The following is a 12,676-nucleotide window of genomic DNA, read 5'->3' on the forward strand; positions in this document are numbered from 1 at the left end:
GCATCGACGAATCGAACGAGGCTCACCATGCAATCCGCGACCTCTACCCAGTCCACGCCGCAGACGAAAATCCGCCCGCCCCAGGCCGCCGGCTGCGCCGGCGATGCAACGCCGGACATGCGCCTGCGCTCGCGCCGATGGCCCACTCGGTCCATAGCCGACGCGCCGGTGTGAGCACCGATCTGGGTCGCACGCTACTGTTGAAAACCCAGCCCATGGCGGCAAGGAGGATGACGCCCGCCACTGCGGCGACGACCGGCACGCGGCAACCCGCTGCCGCAGTCCGCTTCCCGGCTTGCGGACACGAAGCCCGGTGGCACCGGCTCACTCCACCGCACAGCGCGTCGCATGCCAGACGACCAGACGCCAGTGCCCGTTGTCGTTTGCCTGGACCGCCGTGTAGGCAATCGGGTACACGAGTGCGCCGCTGTTGGCTTCCATCTCGATCAGCACGCGCCCGTTCACCATGCAAATATCGTGGGACAGCGGCACGATCTCCTGGCTCTGCACCTCGATCTGCCGATAGCGCCGCCGGCCGCCGACGATCGAATCGATCACTTGCTGTTGAAAGCGCTTGCGCTCCAGCCCCCGGATCGTCTCAATAACCTTGGCCGCCCTCTGTGCCTCACTTCGAACGCGAAACAGACCGTACGTGGCCCCGCTTCAGAAGTTGTACTGCAGATAAAGCTGGGTGAAATTGATACCAGGATTCGGCCGCTTGATACCGCCATTAGACACGTGTTGGAAACGAAATCCCGCCTGGTACTGCTGGCGCTCGCCGAACTGCGCGCCGACGCCGACCATGTCCGCGAACTGGAACGCCGAGGAGACGGTGAAGCGCTCGGCAATGCGCGGGTGCGTCAACAACCGCACGCCCACGCCAGCCTCGACAAATGGGCGAATCTGGCCGCTTTTCTTAATAAAGCGTACGACCGGCGTCACGCCAAACTCGCCGATATTGGAATGTACGGCGCCTTTGTCCGTGTGCCAATAGGACACATGGGCCTCGCCGACCAGTGCAAAGTGCCAGGATCCCGTATCCCACCACGTCAGGTCCGGATCCCATATTAGCGCCAGATCGCCCTTCTTGATGTGGCGGTCTCCGAGCCCGCCGCCGAGCTGAACGCCAAACCGGTCCGCGTGGGCTGCCGCACTGGCAGCCAGCGCCAGCGCCGCTAACGCGGCGCGCGCCACACGCCGCGCTGGCACTGTCGGACCGCGCTTCGTCGTGAACGGATTCATTGCTCTCCAAATGTTAAGCAAGTACTGACAACGTGGTTGGGCCGCCATTTTAGGCCGCCGCCCGGATCGCTGCTCAATACGCCTCTTTGCCGCCCTTTTCGGCTTTCTTTTCGGTTTTATGCCCGGCCCGCGCACCGGAGGAAACTTCTCTGCGCGCCGGCATGTCAATTAAAATAACTATTAGAATAGACTTATCAATAGTTTAAAGGAACCTGCGGCACCATCGGCCGTCAAACGAGTTAGCACTCGGTGAAGTTGAGTGCTAAGATGTAGCGGAATGCCGTTTGCGCGGCAGTGCATGGAGCTGCCCATAAAGGAGTGACACGAGTGAGCAACGCAATGACCCTACCGACCCCTGCAAGCCTGGCGCCGGCTGGCGCGGGTGCGCTGGCGCTCGCCTCGAAGTCGATGCTGCCGGGTACGTTGGGTAATCTCGACGCTTACATTCAGGCGGTCAACCGCATCCCGCTATTGTCGCAGGCCGACGAAACGCGTCTTGCGATCGAATACCGCGAGCAGAACAAATTGGATGCCGCACGTCAGTTGGTGCTGTCCCACCTGCGGCTGGTGGTGTCGATTGCGCGCAACTACCTGGGTTATGGTCTGCCTCACGCGGACCTGATTCAGGAAGGCAACATCGGCCTGATGAAGGCCGTCAAGCGCTTCGATCCGCGCCAGAACGTACGGCTGGTGTCGTATGCGATCCATTGGATCAAGGCCGAGATCCACGAATACATCCTGCGCAACTGGCGCATGGTGAAAGTCGCGACGACGAAGGCGCAGCGCAAGCTGTTTTTCAACCTGCGCAGCCACAAGCAGGGCATGCAGGCCTTCACACCGGACGAGATCGCAGGGCTTGCGAAGGAACTGAACGTTAAGCGCGAAGAAGTGACCGAGATGGAAACGCGGCTGGCCGGCGGCGATATCGCGCTCGAAGGGCAATTCGAGGACGGTGAGGAATCGTTCGCGCCGATCGCCTATCTGGCCGACTCGCGTACCGAGCCGACCACGGTGCTCGCTTCACGCCAGCGCGACCTGCTGCAGACTGAGGGCCTGGCCGAGGCGCTTGAATCGCTCGATGCGCGCAGCCGCCGCATCATCGAGGCGCGCTGGCTGCAGGTGCAGGACGACGGCTCGGGCGGCGCGACGCTGCACGAGTTGGCCGACGAGTTCGGCGTATCCGCCGAGCGCATCCGCCAAATCGAGGCGAGCGCGATGAAGAAGATGCGCAGTGCGCTGCAACAGTACGCGTGAGTGTTTCGTGCCTGCACGCATCGGACCCGGCTTCGGCCGGGTTTTTGTTTGCACCGCGACAAATCGCCACAATACGCGTGTGCGGGGCCGCGTCGCGGTGAAAATGCGGCGGTTTGACGCGTCGCAATAACTGCCCCTCATTACCCCCCACCTATAAAATGGGTTTCGTTGAAGTCGCGCCTACCGCGCAGCACACGAAACACTATGCTCAGCCATGACGTTCGCCACAGCACCGATACCGGCCATGCCGGCCCTGCGCAGCGCCCCGGTATGCTGGTCGCGATCCTGCGCCGCCCTGGACTAGCTCGCGAGTTGACACTGGTCGTGATGGCCAAGGTCGCGATCCTGCTCGTCTTCAAGTACACATTATTTAGTCATCCCCAGGCACCGCACATGGAACTGCCGCCGGCCCAAGTCGCGCAAGCGCTGTTGTCGGTGCCCGCATCACATCCGCCCGCTTTAGGTGATCATCATGATAAGTAGCGAAGTCGTCGACCTTTCGCGGCTGCAGTTCGCCATTACTGCGCTGTACCACTTTCTTTTCGTCCCACTGACGCTGGGTCTGTCCTGGCTGTTGGTCATCATGGAAGCCGTCTACGTGATGACTCGCAAGCAGGTCTACAAGGACATGACCCAATTCTGGGCCAAGCTGTTTGGCATCAACTTTGCGATGGGCGTGGTGACCGGCATCACGCTGGAGTTCCAATTCGGCACGAACTGGTCGTACTACTCGCACTACGTCGGCGATATTTTCGGCGTACCGCTCGCGGTGGAAGGCCTGATGGCGTTCTTCCTCGAATCGACGTTCGTTGGACTCATGTTCTTCGGCTGGGACCGGCTGTCGCGCGTCGGGCATCTGATCGTCACGTTCCTCGTCGCACTCGGCTCGAACCTGTCGGCGTTGTGGATTCTGATCGCCAACGGCTGGATGAACAATCCGGTCGGCGCTGAGTTCAATTACGAGACGATGCGCATGGAATTGACCAACTTGTTCGACGTGGTATTCAATCCGGTCGCACAGGTCAAGTTCGTCCATACCGTATCGGCAGGGTATGTGACGGCGGCGATGTTTGTGCTCGGCGTATCCTCGTGGTATCTGTTGAAGAAGCGCGACGTCGATTTCGCATTGCGCTCATTTGCCGTCGCGGCCGGCTTTGGGCTGGCCTCGACGCTGTGCGTGATCGTGCTCGGCGACGAGTCAGGTTACACGACCGGCGAAATCCAGCAAGCCAAGCTTGCCGCGATCGAAGCAGAATGGACCACCGAGCCGGCACCCGCTGCGTTCACCGTATTCGGCTTGCCGAACCAGGACGAGCAACGCACCGACTACGCACTGCGCGTACCTTACGCGTTGGGGCTGATCGCCACGCGCTCGATTGACGAGCCCGTAGTCGGGCTGCGCGATCTGATCTCTCAGAACGAGCAGCGCATCCGCAACGGTATCGTCGCGTATGGGGCGCTGCAAAAGATGAAGCAGGGCGACACGTCCGATGCAACGCGCGCGGTGTTTGACGCCCACAAGAACAACCTCGGCTACGGGCTGCTCGTCAAGCGCTATGCACCGGACGTGCTGAATGCGACTGACACGCAAATCGCCGAAGCGGCCAAGCACTCAATCCCCCCCGTGGCACCGGTATTCTGGTCGTTCCGGCTGATGGTCGGTCTGGGCATCCTGTTCCTCGTGACATTCGTGCTCGCCTTCTGGTTCTGCGCCACGCGCAGTCTGGCGCATGAGAGCCGGCGCTGGTTCCTGCGCTGGTGCGTCTGGGCGATCCCATTGCCGTGGCTCGCTGCCGAGTTTGGCTGGATCGTCGCCGAAGTGGGCCGCCAGCCGTGGACGATCGCCGGTGTGCTGCCAACGTTCTCGTCAGCCTCCAGCCTGGCGCCATCGGATCTGTATCTGAGCATCGGCGGGTTCATCTTGTTCTACACGGTGCTATTCATCGTCGAGATCACGCTGATGTTCAAATATGCAAGGCTCGGGCCGTCGTCGCTGCATACCGGCCGCTACCATCACGAGCTACCGCAGCAACATGCCGACGCAACAGCTTACGAAACCCAGCAGCTGTCTCACGCAGGGCCAGCCTGATGCCGTGGATCGAAGCCTTTGTTACTGGACAAAATTACTATGTTTGACTATCCAACTTTAAAGGTCATTTGGTGGGTGCTAATCGGCGTCTTGCTGCTCGGCTTCGCGCTCACTGATGGCTTCGACATGGGAGTCGGTGCACTGCTGCCGTTCATCGGCAAGACCGACACCGAACGTCGCGTCATCATCAACGCGATTGGCCCCACCTGGGAAGGCAACCAGGTATGGCTGATCACGGCCGGCGGCGCAATGTTCGCCGCGTGGCCGCTGGTCTACGCCGCTTCCTTTTCCGGCTTCTATTTCGCGATGCTGCTGGTGTTGTTCGCGCTGTTCATGCGACCGGTCGGCTTCGAGTACCGCGCCAAGCGCGACGATCCGCGGTGGCGCACGAGCTGGGACTGGGCGTTGTTCGCCGGTAGCGCGATTCCCGCGCTGGTGTTCGGCGTCGCGTTTGGTAACCTGCTGCAAGGCGTGCCGTTCCGCTTCGACGACGAGCTGCGCGTGAGCTACCATGGCGGCTTCTTCGCGCTGCTGAACCCGTTCGCAGTGCTGTGCGGCGCGGTCAGCGTCGGCATGCTGGTCGCGCACGGCGCCGCGTTCCTGCGCATCAAGACCGAGGGAGCAATCGCGCGCCGTGCATCGCACGTGTTGCGCATCGCGTCGCTGATCACGGTCGTGCTGTTTATCATGGCCGGCATCTTCGTGGCCACCCGCATTACCGGCTTCGAGATCACCCGCGCGGCACCGCTGGACGCGCTGGCCAATCCGCTGCTCAAGCGCGTAGCCGCTGCGCCCGGCCTGTGGATGGCCAACTACATCGCCTACCCGTGGATGATGCTCGCGCCGGCGCTGGGCATCGTGGCCGGCGTGCTCGCACTGGCGCTTGCTTCGTCGCGCTTCACTATGCTGTGCTTCATCATGACGGGGCTGCTGGTGACCGGCGTGATCCTGACCGCAGGCTTCTCGATGTTCCCATTCATCATGCCATCGTCGCTGGACCCAGCCAGCAGCCTGACGCTGTGGGACTCGACGTCGAGCCATCGCACGCTGGGCATCATGCTAATCGTGGTGATCGTGTTCGTGCCGCTGATCATGCTGTACACCAGCTGGGTCTATCGCGTGATGCGCGGCAAGGTCACCGAGCAAGGTGTGCAAAGCAACACGCACTCGATGTACTAAGCGGGCGCTACTTCAATCGACCGATCTGACGGAGCAGAACATGTGGTATTTCAGCTGGATATTAGGTATTGGCGTCGCACTCGCGTTCGGTGTTATTAACGCGATGTGGCTCGAGTCGCATCGCGACGCACAAAGACTTGCAAAGCCTAGCACGGAGAAGTAACGCGCTGAAATGGCTGGTGCCGGCCGACGGTTTTCACCGATCTCGCGCACCTTGACCTTGCCTAAATCGCCGCCGCATGCAGCGTCGGCGTGCGGGCTGTCGGTAGGCAGCAGCGGGAGAAAGACCGCGCGGCGCCCCATTCCGGGCAGTACATCGCGTAGCGCTCGGCCGCATTGCCGCATATGATGTGGAACGTGCGACGGCAACCCATGCGACGTCCAGGTTCGCGAGCCGTTGTCGGTCACGGCAAAAGGGTCGCGCACGACCACGCGCAGCCGGGTCATCGCGATCGGCTCCAGTATGCCGCGCGCGAACATCCGCCGCATGCGCGCCCACTAGCGTCACATAGCCACCAAATGCGTACAACTTGACTTGCGCGTCGGTGCGGGACGCGTCCCGGGGGCCAGTTGCGCGGCCACGAATTCGGGCGAGGCCAACGCCTCGTTAAGCCTAATCGACAACGGCTTCTTCTTCGACGTACGTGGCAGCGAGTGCCAGTTCGCGATCGATCACCACCAGATCGGCCCATGCGCTCCGCTCGATGCGACCCGGTCAACCAACCCTAGGTAGTCCGCCGCATGACGCGACAGACGTGCCGACACGTCGGCGATCGGCAAACCAATCGAGACGAGATTGCGCAGCGCCTGGTCCATTGTCAAGGTGCTGCCCGCCAGCGTGCCGCCGGCCAGCCGCACGCCGCCTAGACATTTCGTGACACGCTGGCTGCCCAGGTGATACTCGCCGTCCGGCATCCCAGCAGCCGACGTGCTATCGGTCACCACGTACAAGCGCGGGATCGCGCGCAACGCGGCTCGGATGGCACCGGGATGCACATGCAGCAAATCGGGGATGATCTCTGCATACGCAGCATGAGCCAGTGCAGCCCCGACCATGCCCGGATCGCGGTGATGCATCGGCGACATCGCATTGAACAAGTGTTCGTTGACCGCAGCCCGTGTGCTGCACGAATTATCCACGCGCGTCAGGAAATCTCCGGCATCCTGGACAGGCTTTCGCGTCGCGAGCCACGGCAACTTACGACAACACTGCGCACGATCGAATCATTGCTTGGCGCCCGCCCGGGCGCCGCGGCGCAGGTGACATGAAGCGACCCGCAACCCAGCGATCTAGGCTGGATCGTGTACCGGCACGGGACGCTGCAGACGCATAGGCACGATGGTGCAACGGGTCGCCGCGTTGATCGCGCAACGGGCCGCAGACTTCGCGCGCTCGCCGGACACCGCACCGCAAGCGTCGCGCCTTAGAACGCGGGCAGGATCGCGCCCTTGAATTGCGTCTCGAGGAACTTGCGAATGTCGTCGGACTCGTACGCGGCCACCAGCTTCTTTACCCACGGCTTGTCCTTGTCCTGCACGCGCACGGCGATCAGGTTCGCATACGGTCCCTTCAGGTCTTCGACCGCGATCGCATCTCTGATCGGCGAGAGGCCGGCGCTCACTGCGTAGTTGTTATTGATCGATGCAGCAGCCAAGTCATCGAGCGAGCGCGGCATCTGCGCGGCATCTAACTCGACCAGCTTGATCTTCTTTGGATTCTCGATCACATCCAGCGGCGTCGCGTTGACGCCGTCCACACCCGCGCCGGCCTTCAGCTTGATGATCCCGTATTTCTGCAGCAGCAACAGCGCGCGGTTGCCGTTGGACGGATCATTCTGGATACCTACTTTGGCGCCTTCCGGCAGGTCCTTCAACGACTTGAACTTCTTCGAGTAGAAGCCCATCGGCGACACATAGGTCAGGCCCACGTTTACAATCTTGTAGCCGCGCTGCTTGACCTGGCTGTCCAGGAACGGCTGGTGCTGGAAGCCGTTCGCGTCCAGGTCGCCGGCATCGAGCGCGGCATTCAGCTGCACGTAGTCATTGAATTCGATGACCTTGATCTTCAAGTTGTGCTTCGCCGCCACCTTCGCGACCTGCGCCCAAATCTGCGCGTCCGGGCCGTTCATCGTGCCCACGCGCAGCACCGGATCGGCTCGCGCAACGTTCGACAATGCAGCTGCCATCGCGATGATGGACAGCGTTTTCAGTAGTGTTCTGCGTAGCATGGATACTTCCCCTCGATTTTGAGAACGCGATGGTCGCATGGCTACACCGATGAAGTGAACTACCGAATACGCATACGCTTATGCTTTTACGGAAAAATCACCGAAGCACCATCCGATGGGGAGCTAGCCTAGTCGAGCAACAGCTTGATATCGTGCACCCACGGCCCGGGCCCTTGGCCATCTCGCGCGTACAGGCGCAGCTTGCCGGCAGGATCAAACACGTAGCTCGCGGCAGTGTGGTCCACCGTGTAATCGGCACCGTCCTTGCCCGGCACTTTCGCGGAGTACACGCGAAACGACTTGGTCACCTTTAACAACTGCGTCTCGTTGGCAGGACGCAGGCCGATGAACGACGGATGGAACGCCGCGACATACTGTGCGAGCAGCGGCGCACTGTCGCGCTGCGGGTCGAGCGTGACGAACAGCACCTGCACGCGTTTTGCCTGGTCGCCCAATTGCTGCATCGCTTGCGCAAGTTCGGCCATCGTCGTCGGGCACACATCCGGGCAGTGCAGGTAGCCGAAGAACAGCACCACCACCTTACCTTTGAAATCGGCCAGCGTGCGGACGTGGCCGTTGGTATCAGCAAGCGCGAAGTCGGTGCCGAGCTGGCTCGCGCCGGTGATGTCGACGTTCTTGAACGCCGGCTTGTCGCCGCAGCCACCCAAGGCGAGCGCCGTGCCGGCCACGACCGCGGCCACCGCGCGCCGCAACCCACCATGGCTCGCGCGAGCCGCTTCGCGTGGACCGGATACCGCCCGGGCCACCGCCAGATGGAAAAAAGCGCGCGCCGACATCAGAAACCGATCCAACTGCGCACGTAGTGGTCAATCAGCAACGCGACGAACAACAGCGACAAATAGACAATCGAATAACGAAATGTCTTACGCGCGATCTCGTCCGAATAGTCGCGATACATTTTCCACACGTAGCTCAGGAACAATACGCCGAGCACGACCGCGCTGGCGAGGTACAGCACCCCGCTCATATCGGAGACGAACGGCATCAGCGTGACGGCGAACAGCACGAGCGTGTACAACAGGATATGCAGCGCGGTGAAGCGCACGCCATGGGTGACGGGCAGCATCGGCAACTTCGCGCTCTCGTAGTCCTGGCGACGATACAACGCTAGCGCCCAGAAATGCGGCGGCGTCCAGACGAAGATGATCAGCACGAGGATCCATGCGTCACCCGGCACCGCGCCCTGCACCGCCGCCCAACCCAACGCGGGCGGCATCGCGCCCGAGGCGCCACCAATCACGATGTTCTGCGGCGTGGCGGGCTTTAGCAGCATCGTATAGATAACCGCGTAGCCGATGAACGTCGCGAACGTCAGCCACATCGTCAACGCGTTCGTGAACGTATATAGCGTCCACATGCCCAACCCACCCAGCACCGCGGAAAAGGTCAGGATTTGTGCCGGCGTGATCTCGCCGCGTGCCGAGGGGCGCCATGCGGTACGCCGCATCCTCGCGTCGATACGTTGCTCGACCAGGCAATTGATTGCGAACGCCGCGCCAGCGAACAGCCAGATGCCAATCGTGCCGCCGACCAGCTTCTGCCACGGCACCATGCCGGGCGTGGACAAAAACATGCCGATCACCGCGCAGAACACGGCGAGTTGGGTGACACGCGGCTTGGTCAACGCAAAATACTGTGCGATGCGGCTGCCGGACAAGGGACGAAGCGTGGTACTGTCCATTCGTGAATCACGCGGTGACAGCGCTCGATGACGCCGACGAGGCGACAACGGTGCGGCTGGAGGCAATGCGCCAGTTTAACATGACAACGAGCAACAGCAGGATCGCCGCGCCGCCGTTGTGCGCGACGGCAACGGGCAGCGGCCATTGCAGCACAATGGTGGACAAGCCGGTCAAGAACTGCAGCACGACGACCGCCAGCACGCCGTCGGCAAGCCGTGTCAGTCCCTTCAAGCGCCGTATGCGCCACGCCCATCCGAGCAGATAGGCAAGCACGACCATCGCGAATGTGCGATGCGTCCAGTGAATCGCCACGAGTGCGTCCTGCGTAATCACCTCGCCATTGGCATTCAGGCCGAGGGCCCGCCACAAGTGAAATCCCTGTGCGAAGTCCATTGGCGGCACCCATTGTCCGTTACAGGTCGGAAAGTCGGTGCACGCGAGCACGGCGTAATTTGTGCTCACCCAGCCACCGAGCGCAATCTGCACGATCACCAGCACAAGCGCGATAAGCGCGGCCGCAAAACCGCGGCCGGTAGCCGGCTCCCGCTGTGGTGCCGGCGTCATGCGCGCAGCGAACAAGCCGAGCGCCGCCAGCAGCCCAAGGCCAAGCAGCAAGTGCATGGTCACGATTACCGGCTGCAGCTTCAACGTCACGGTCCACGCGCCGAATGCCCCCTGCACCAGCACCAACGCCAGCAATGCGGTCGGCCACCACGGCGAAGCCGGCAAAGGCTGGCCACGCCAGCGCCGAATCCATGCGATCCCGGTCATCAGCACGATCAACAGCCCGATGGCCATCGCAAAATAGCGGTGGATCATCTCAATCCAGGCCTTCATCACGCTAACCGGTCCGCTCGGCATCGCCGCATAGGCGGCAGCGATCGACGCATGTGCGGCAAACGGCGACGAACTTGCATAGCAACCAGGCCAATCCGGACAGCCCAGGCCCGAGTCGGTCAAGCGCGTAAAGGCGCCGAACATCACCAGATCCAGCGTCAAGAACATCGTTAGCCAGGCAAGCTTGCGATAGCGGTCCGAGCGCACCCGCCACAGGATCCAGCCCAGAGGCAACAGCGCGAGCGCCGCGCCGATGAGCGCAAGTTCAACGACAAACATGGCAATTCTGTATGGACTTCATGGAAAGGTGGTCCGCCCGTTTAACCGATTCTCGACCATTTGAGCAGTTTGGTCAGGTCATGCTTGATTCGCGACGGATCCGGATCATGCGGAAAGCGCATCATCAAGTTCCCGTTCGGGTCGACCAAGTAAAGGTGTGAAGCGATCGAATCACTGGCCAAATCCGGATCGGGCGGCAACCACGCGGCGACCTGCGCCGGCGGCACGATGAGCTTGCGCGTGTCTGGATACGCGTTGGCGACACGCTCCGGTATCGCGCCGTCGTCGGTCCGCAGCCATACAGTCAGTACTCGCTCACGTTCAGCGCCCTGCGTCGCGCGCACCTGCCGCATGAAGTACAGCTTCTTCGCACAGGCGTCATCGCAAGCGCTCGGATCGACTGAAATCAACAGCCACTGACCTTTCAGCGAATCGAGCCGCATCGGATGACCGGTTTCGTCGCGCACGACGAGATTGTCCGGAATCGGCCGCTGCGGCTGGATCAATTGGCCGTAGCTAACCGAGCCGCCAGTGGGCTTGAACACGTAGTACATCAAGTACGACGCGATGACGGGCGCGGCACAAACCGCGGCCAGCAGCAGCAGCATCCACCGCGCGCGCTGTCTGACGCGGCGGGATGCGGGCACGCCAGTGGCCATCGGGCCGGCATGGCGCGTACCCGGTACGTCGAGATCGGGTTTCGATCGAGAAGAATCCGTCAACGCTACACTCCTTCACACTTCATTCACGACATCGGTTGGCACGCGACTATGCGTTGCATGTGCCACCACCACAGTCACGCACACACACATACATACGTACATACATACGCATGCACAATACGCGCCAACGTGGGATCAAGCCTGGGCGTCGTTGCCGCCCCGAGCGGCGCGCCGCGCCGCATAGAGCCCGAAGACAAGCGCCGCCAACGCCATACCCCACCACTGCACCATATAGCCGTAGTTGCGCTCGACGCCGGTATTCGGCGCCGGCCAGTCACGCACCAGCCCGTCCGCCGTGTCGTTGGTCTGTTGCAGCACGAATGGCTCCAGCGGCAAACCAGTCTCCGCTGCGTACGATGCCACATCCAGGTTTTGGCGGATCGACTGGTGCGGCGTCGACCCACCTTGTCCAAGCTCAAACGCGCGCGACGCGTCTGCCCGAGCGACGCCTTCGATCGTCACAACGCCGGACGGCGTGCGATAGGGCGCGATCACACTACGCTGCTGCGCGTTGCGAGGCAGCCAACCCCGATTGACCAGCACGTAGCCGCCTGCCTCCAGCTTCAACGGCGTAACGACGTAGAAACCAGGCTGGTCGTTATGCAACCGATTGTCCAGATAGACCGTCGAGTCCGGTACGAACCGGCCGCGCGCCACGACGCGGTGGAACTCGACATCCGCCAGGGCTGTGCGAGCGTTTAGCGGTATCGGGCTCGCATGCTCGAACCGCTCGATACGCGCCTGCAGCGCCTCTTTCTGGTGCGCGCGGTCGCGCTGCCAGAAACCGAGTCGCACCGTGACCGCGACAACGATCAGCACAGCCAACGCGGGCCAAAAGCGAATTTTCAGCATGCGGGCTCAGCTCCGCCGGACACGGAACGTGGTGAGATAATAGTGGAACAGTCTTTTCCGGCCTTCTTCATGCATATCCTCGTTGCCATCGCGTTCGCGCTAATCATCGCCAGCATGGCGTCAGCCCTATACTTTATGATGCACGATCGCGGCAAGACCAAGCGGATGGTATGGTCGCTCGTCACCCGCGTCGGTCTATCCATCGCGTTATTTCTGTTCATCCTTTTCGCGCATTGGATGGGCTGGATACAGGCCACTGGCATTCCATACGGACGCTAAATTTTGTCATGT

General features: G+C 61.8%; 14 protein-coding genes and 1 pseudogene. 6 read left to right on the top strand and 9 right to left on the bottom strand.

Features of this window, described 5'->3' with window-relative positions; all coding sequences use genetic code 11:
• Nucleotides 1-324: 324 nt before the first annotated feature.
• Both RBRH_RS11130 and RBRH_RS11135 read right to left on the bottom strand, forming a co-directional pair.
• Nucleotides 325-603: a DUF4440 domain-containing protein gene (locus RBRH_RS11130; RefSeq protein ID WP_370645091.1), complete on the bottom strand. Its 279-nt coding sequence runs from the start codon at nt 601-603 to the stop codon at nt 325-327.
• A gap of 60 nt (nt 604-663) precedes the next feature.
• Nucleotides 664-1,242 (bottom strand): acyloxyacyl hydrolase, encoded by a 579-nt coding sequence (locus RBRH_RS11135; RefSeq protein WP_041753868.1) that lies wholly within the window; start codon nt 1,240-1,242, stop codon nt 664-666.
• Between the two features lie 327 nt (nt 1,243-1,569).
• Between RBRH_RS11135 and rpoH the strand changes: the two genes are divergently transcribed.
• The 5 genes from rpoH to cydX all read left to right on the top strand — a co-directional run bounded on the left by rpoH (nt 1,570) and on the right by cydX (nt 5,927).
• A complete protein-coding gene (gene rpoH / locus RBRH_RS11140; protein ID WP_041754512.1) occupies nt 1,570-2,496 on the top strand; it encodes an RNA polymerase sigma factor RpoH in 927 nt (308 codons plus the stop codon).
• Between the two features lie 204 nt (nt 2,497-2,700).
• Nucleotides 2,701-2,979 (top strand): cytochrome oxidase putative small subunit CydP, encoded by a 279-nt coding sequence (gene cydP / locus RBRH_RS11145; RefSeq protein WP_041753869.1) that lies wholly within the window; start codon nt 2,701-2,703, stop codon nt 2,977-2,979.
• On the top strand, nt 2,969-4,585 hold the full coding sequence (locus tag RBRH_RS11150; protein WP_041753870.1) for a cytochrome ubiquinol oxidase subunit I: 1,617 nt from the start codon (nt 2,969-2,971) through the stop codon (nt 4,583-4,585). Before cydP ends, RBRH_RS11150 begins: the two co-directional genes overlap by 11 nt.
• A gap of 39 nt (nt 4,586-4,624) precedes the next feature.
• Entirely contained in the window at nt 4,625-5,764 is a 1,140-nt protein-coding gene (cydB, locus tag RBRH_RS11155) for a cytochrome d ubiquinol oxidase subunit II (protein WP_041753871.1), read from the top strand.
• A 40-nt stretch (nt 5,765-5,804) separates the two neighbouring features.
• Nucleotides 5,805-5,927, top strand: a complete 123-nt coding sequence (cydX, locus tag RBRH_RS17435) for a cytochrome bd-I oxidase subunit CydX (RefSeq protein ID WP_083813475.1) — start codon at nt 5,805-5,807, stop codon at nt 5,925-5,927.
• 450 nt (nt 5,928-6,377) lie between these two features.
• On the opposite strand, the pseudogene RBRH_RS11165 reads toward cydX, so the two are convergent.
• From RBRH_RS11165 to RBRH_RS11195, 7 genes and pseudogenes are all read right to left on the bottom strand, one after another.
• Nucleotides 6,378-6,865, bottom strand: a pseudogene (locus RBRH_RS11165) (N-acetylglucosamine-6-phosphate deacetylase); the annotation flags it as partial.
• A gap of 323 nt (nt 6,866-7,188) precedes the next feature.
• Complete coding sequence (locus RBRH_RS11170; protein WP_041753873.1) at nt 7,189-7,992, bottom strand: MetQ/NlpA family ABC transporter substrate-binding protein; 804 nt, start codon at nt 7,990-7,992, stop codon at nt 7,189-7,191.
• Nucleotides 7,993-8,120: 128 nt separating this feature from the next.
• Nucleotides 8,121-8,789 (bottom strand): SCO family protein, encoded by a 669-nt coding sequence (locus RBRH_RS11175; protein WP_083813522.1) that lies wholly within the window; start codon nt 8,787-8,789, stop codon nt 8,121-8,123.
• Nucleotides 8,789-9,694 carry a heme o synthase gene (cyoE, locus tag RBRH_RS11180; protein ID WP_041753874.1) on the bottom strand — a complete coding sequence of 302 codons (906 nt, stop codon included), beginning with the start codon at nt 9,692-9,694 and terminating at the stop codon, nt 8,789-8,791. Before cyoE ends, RBRH_RS11175 begins: the two co-directional genes overlap by 1 nt.
• A 7-nt stretch (nt 9,695-9,701) precedes the next feature.
• Complete coding sequence (locus RBRH_RS11185; RefSeq protein ID WP_013436390.1) at nt 9,702-10,811, bottom strand: COX15/CtaA family protein; 1,110 nt, start codon at nt 10,809-10,811, stop codon at nt 9,702-9,704.
• A 41-nt stretch (nt 10,812-10,852) separates the two neighbouring features.
• Complete coding sequence (locus RBRH_RS11190) at nt 10,853-11,470, bottom strand: SCO family protein (protein WP_041753875.1); 618 nt, start codon at nt 11,468-11,470, stop codon at nt 10,853-10,855.
• Nucleotides 11,471-11,668: 198 nt separating this feature from the next.
• Nucleotides 11,669-12,382 (bottom strand): SURF1 family protein, encoded by a 714-nt coding sequence (locus RBRH_RS11195; protein WP_041754514.1) that lies wholly within the window; start codon nt 12,380-12,382, stop codon nt 11,669-11,671.
• Between the two features lie 72 nt (nt 12,383-12,454).
• Between RBRH_RS11195 and RBRH_RS11200 the strand changes: the two genes are divergently transcribed.
• On the top strand, nt 12,455-12,664 hold the full coding sequence (locus RBRH_RS11200; protein ID WP_041753876.1) for a twin transmembrane helix small protein: 210 nt from the start codon (nt 12,455-12,457) through the stop codon (nt 12,662-12,664).
• Nucleotides 12,665-12,676: the final 12 nt, after the last annotated feature.

The organism is Mycetohabitans rhizoxinica HKI 454, from assembly GCF_000198775.1.
Taxonomy (GTDB): Bacteria; Pseudomonadota; Gammaproteobacteria; order Burkholderiales; family Burkholderiaceae; genus Mycetohabitans; species Mycetohabitans rhizoxinica.

Bases quoted from the DNA above. Each gene is read 5' to 3' on its own strand.
- RBRH_RS11135 (WP_041753868.1), bottom strand. From the start codon at position 1,242: ATGAATCCGTTCACGACGAAGCGCGGTCCGACAGTGCCAGCGCGGCGT.
- cydP (WP_041753869.1), top strand. From the start codon at position 2,701: ATGCTCAGCCATGACGTTCGCCACAGCACCGATACCGGCCATGCCGGC.
- RBRH_RS11150 (WP_041753870.1), top strand. From the start codon at position 2,969: ATGATAAGTAGCGAAGTCGTCGACCTTTCGCGGCTGCAGTTCGCCATT.
- cydB (WP_041753871.1), top strand. From the start codon at position 4,625: ATGTTTGACTATCCAACTTTAAAGGTCATTTGGTGGGTGCTAATCGGC.
- cydX (WP_083813475.1), top strand. From the start codon at position 5,805: ATGTGGTATTTCAGCTGGATATTAGGTATTGGCGTCGCACTCGCGTTC.
- RBRH_RS11170 (WP_041753873.1), bottom strand. From the start codon at position 7,992: ATGCTACGCAGAACACTACTGAAAACGCTGTCCATCATCGCGATGGCA.
- RBRH_RS11175 (WP_083813522.1), bottom strand. From the start codon at position 8,789: ATGTCGGCGCGCGCTTTTTTCCATCTGGCGGTGGCCCGGGCGGTATCC.
- cyoE (WP_041753874.1), bottom strand. From the start codon at position 9,694: ATGGACAGTACCACGCTTCGTCCCTTGTCCGGCAGCCGCATCGCACAG.
- RBRH_RS11185 (WP_013436390.1), bottom strand. From the start codon at position 10,811: ATGTTTGTCGTTGAACTTGCGCTCATCGGCGCGGCGCTCGCGCTGTTG.
- RBRH_RS11190 (WP_041753875.1), bottom strand. From the start codon at position 11,470: ATGGCCACTGGCGTGCCCGCATCCCGCCGCGTCAGACAGCGCGCGCGG.
- RBRH_RS11200 (WP_041753876.1), top strand. From the start codon at position 12,455: ATGCATATCCTCGTTGCCATCGCGTTCGCGCTAATCATCGCCAGCATG.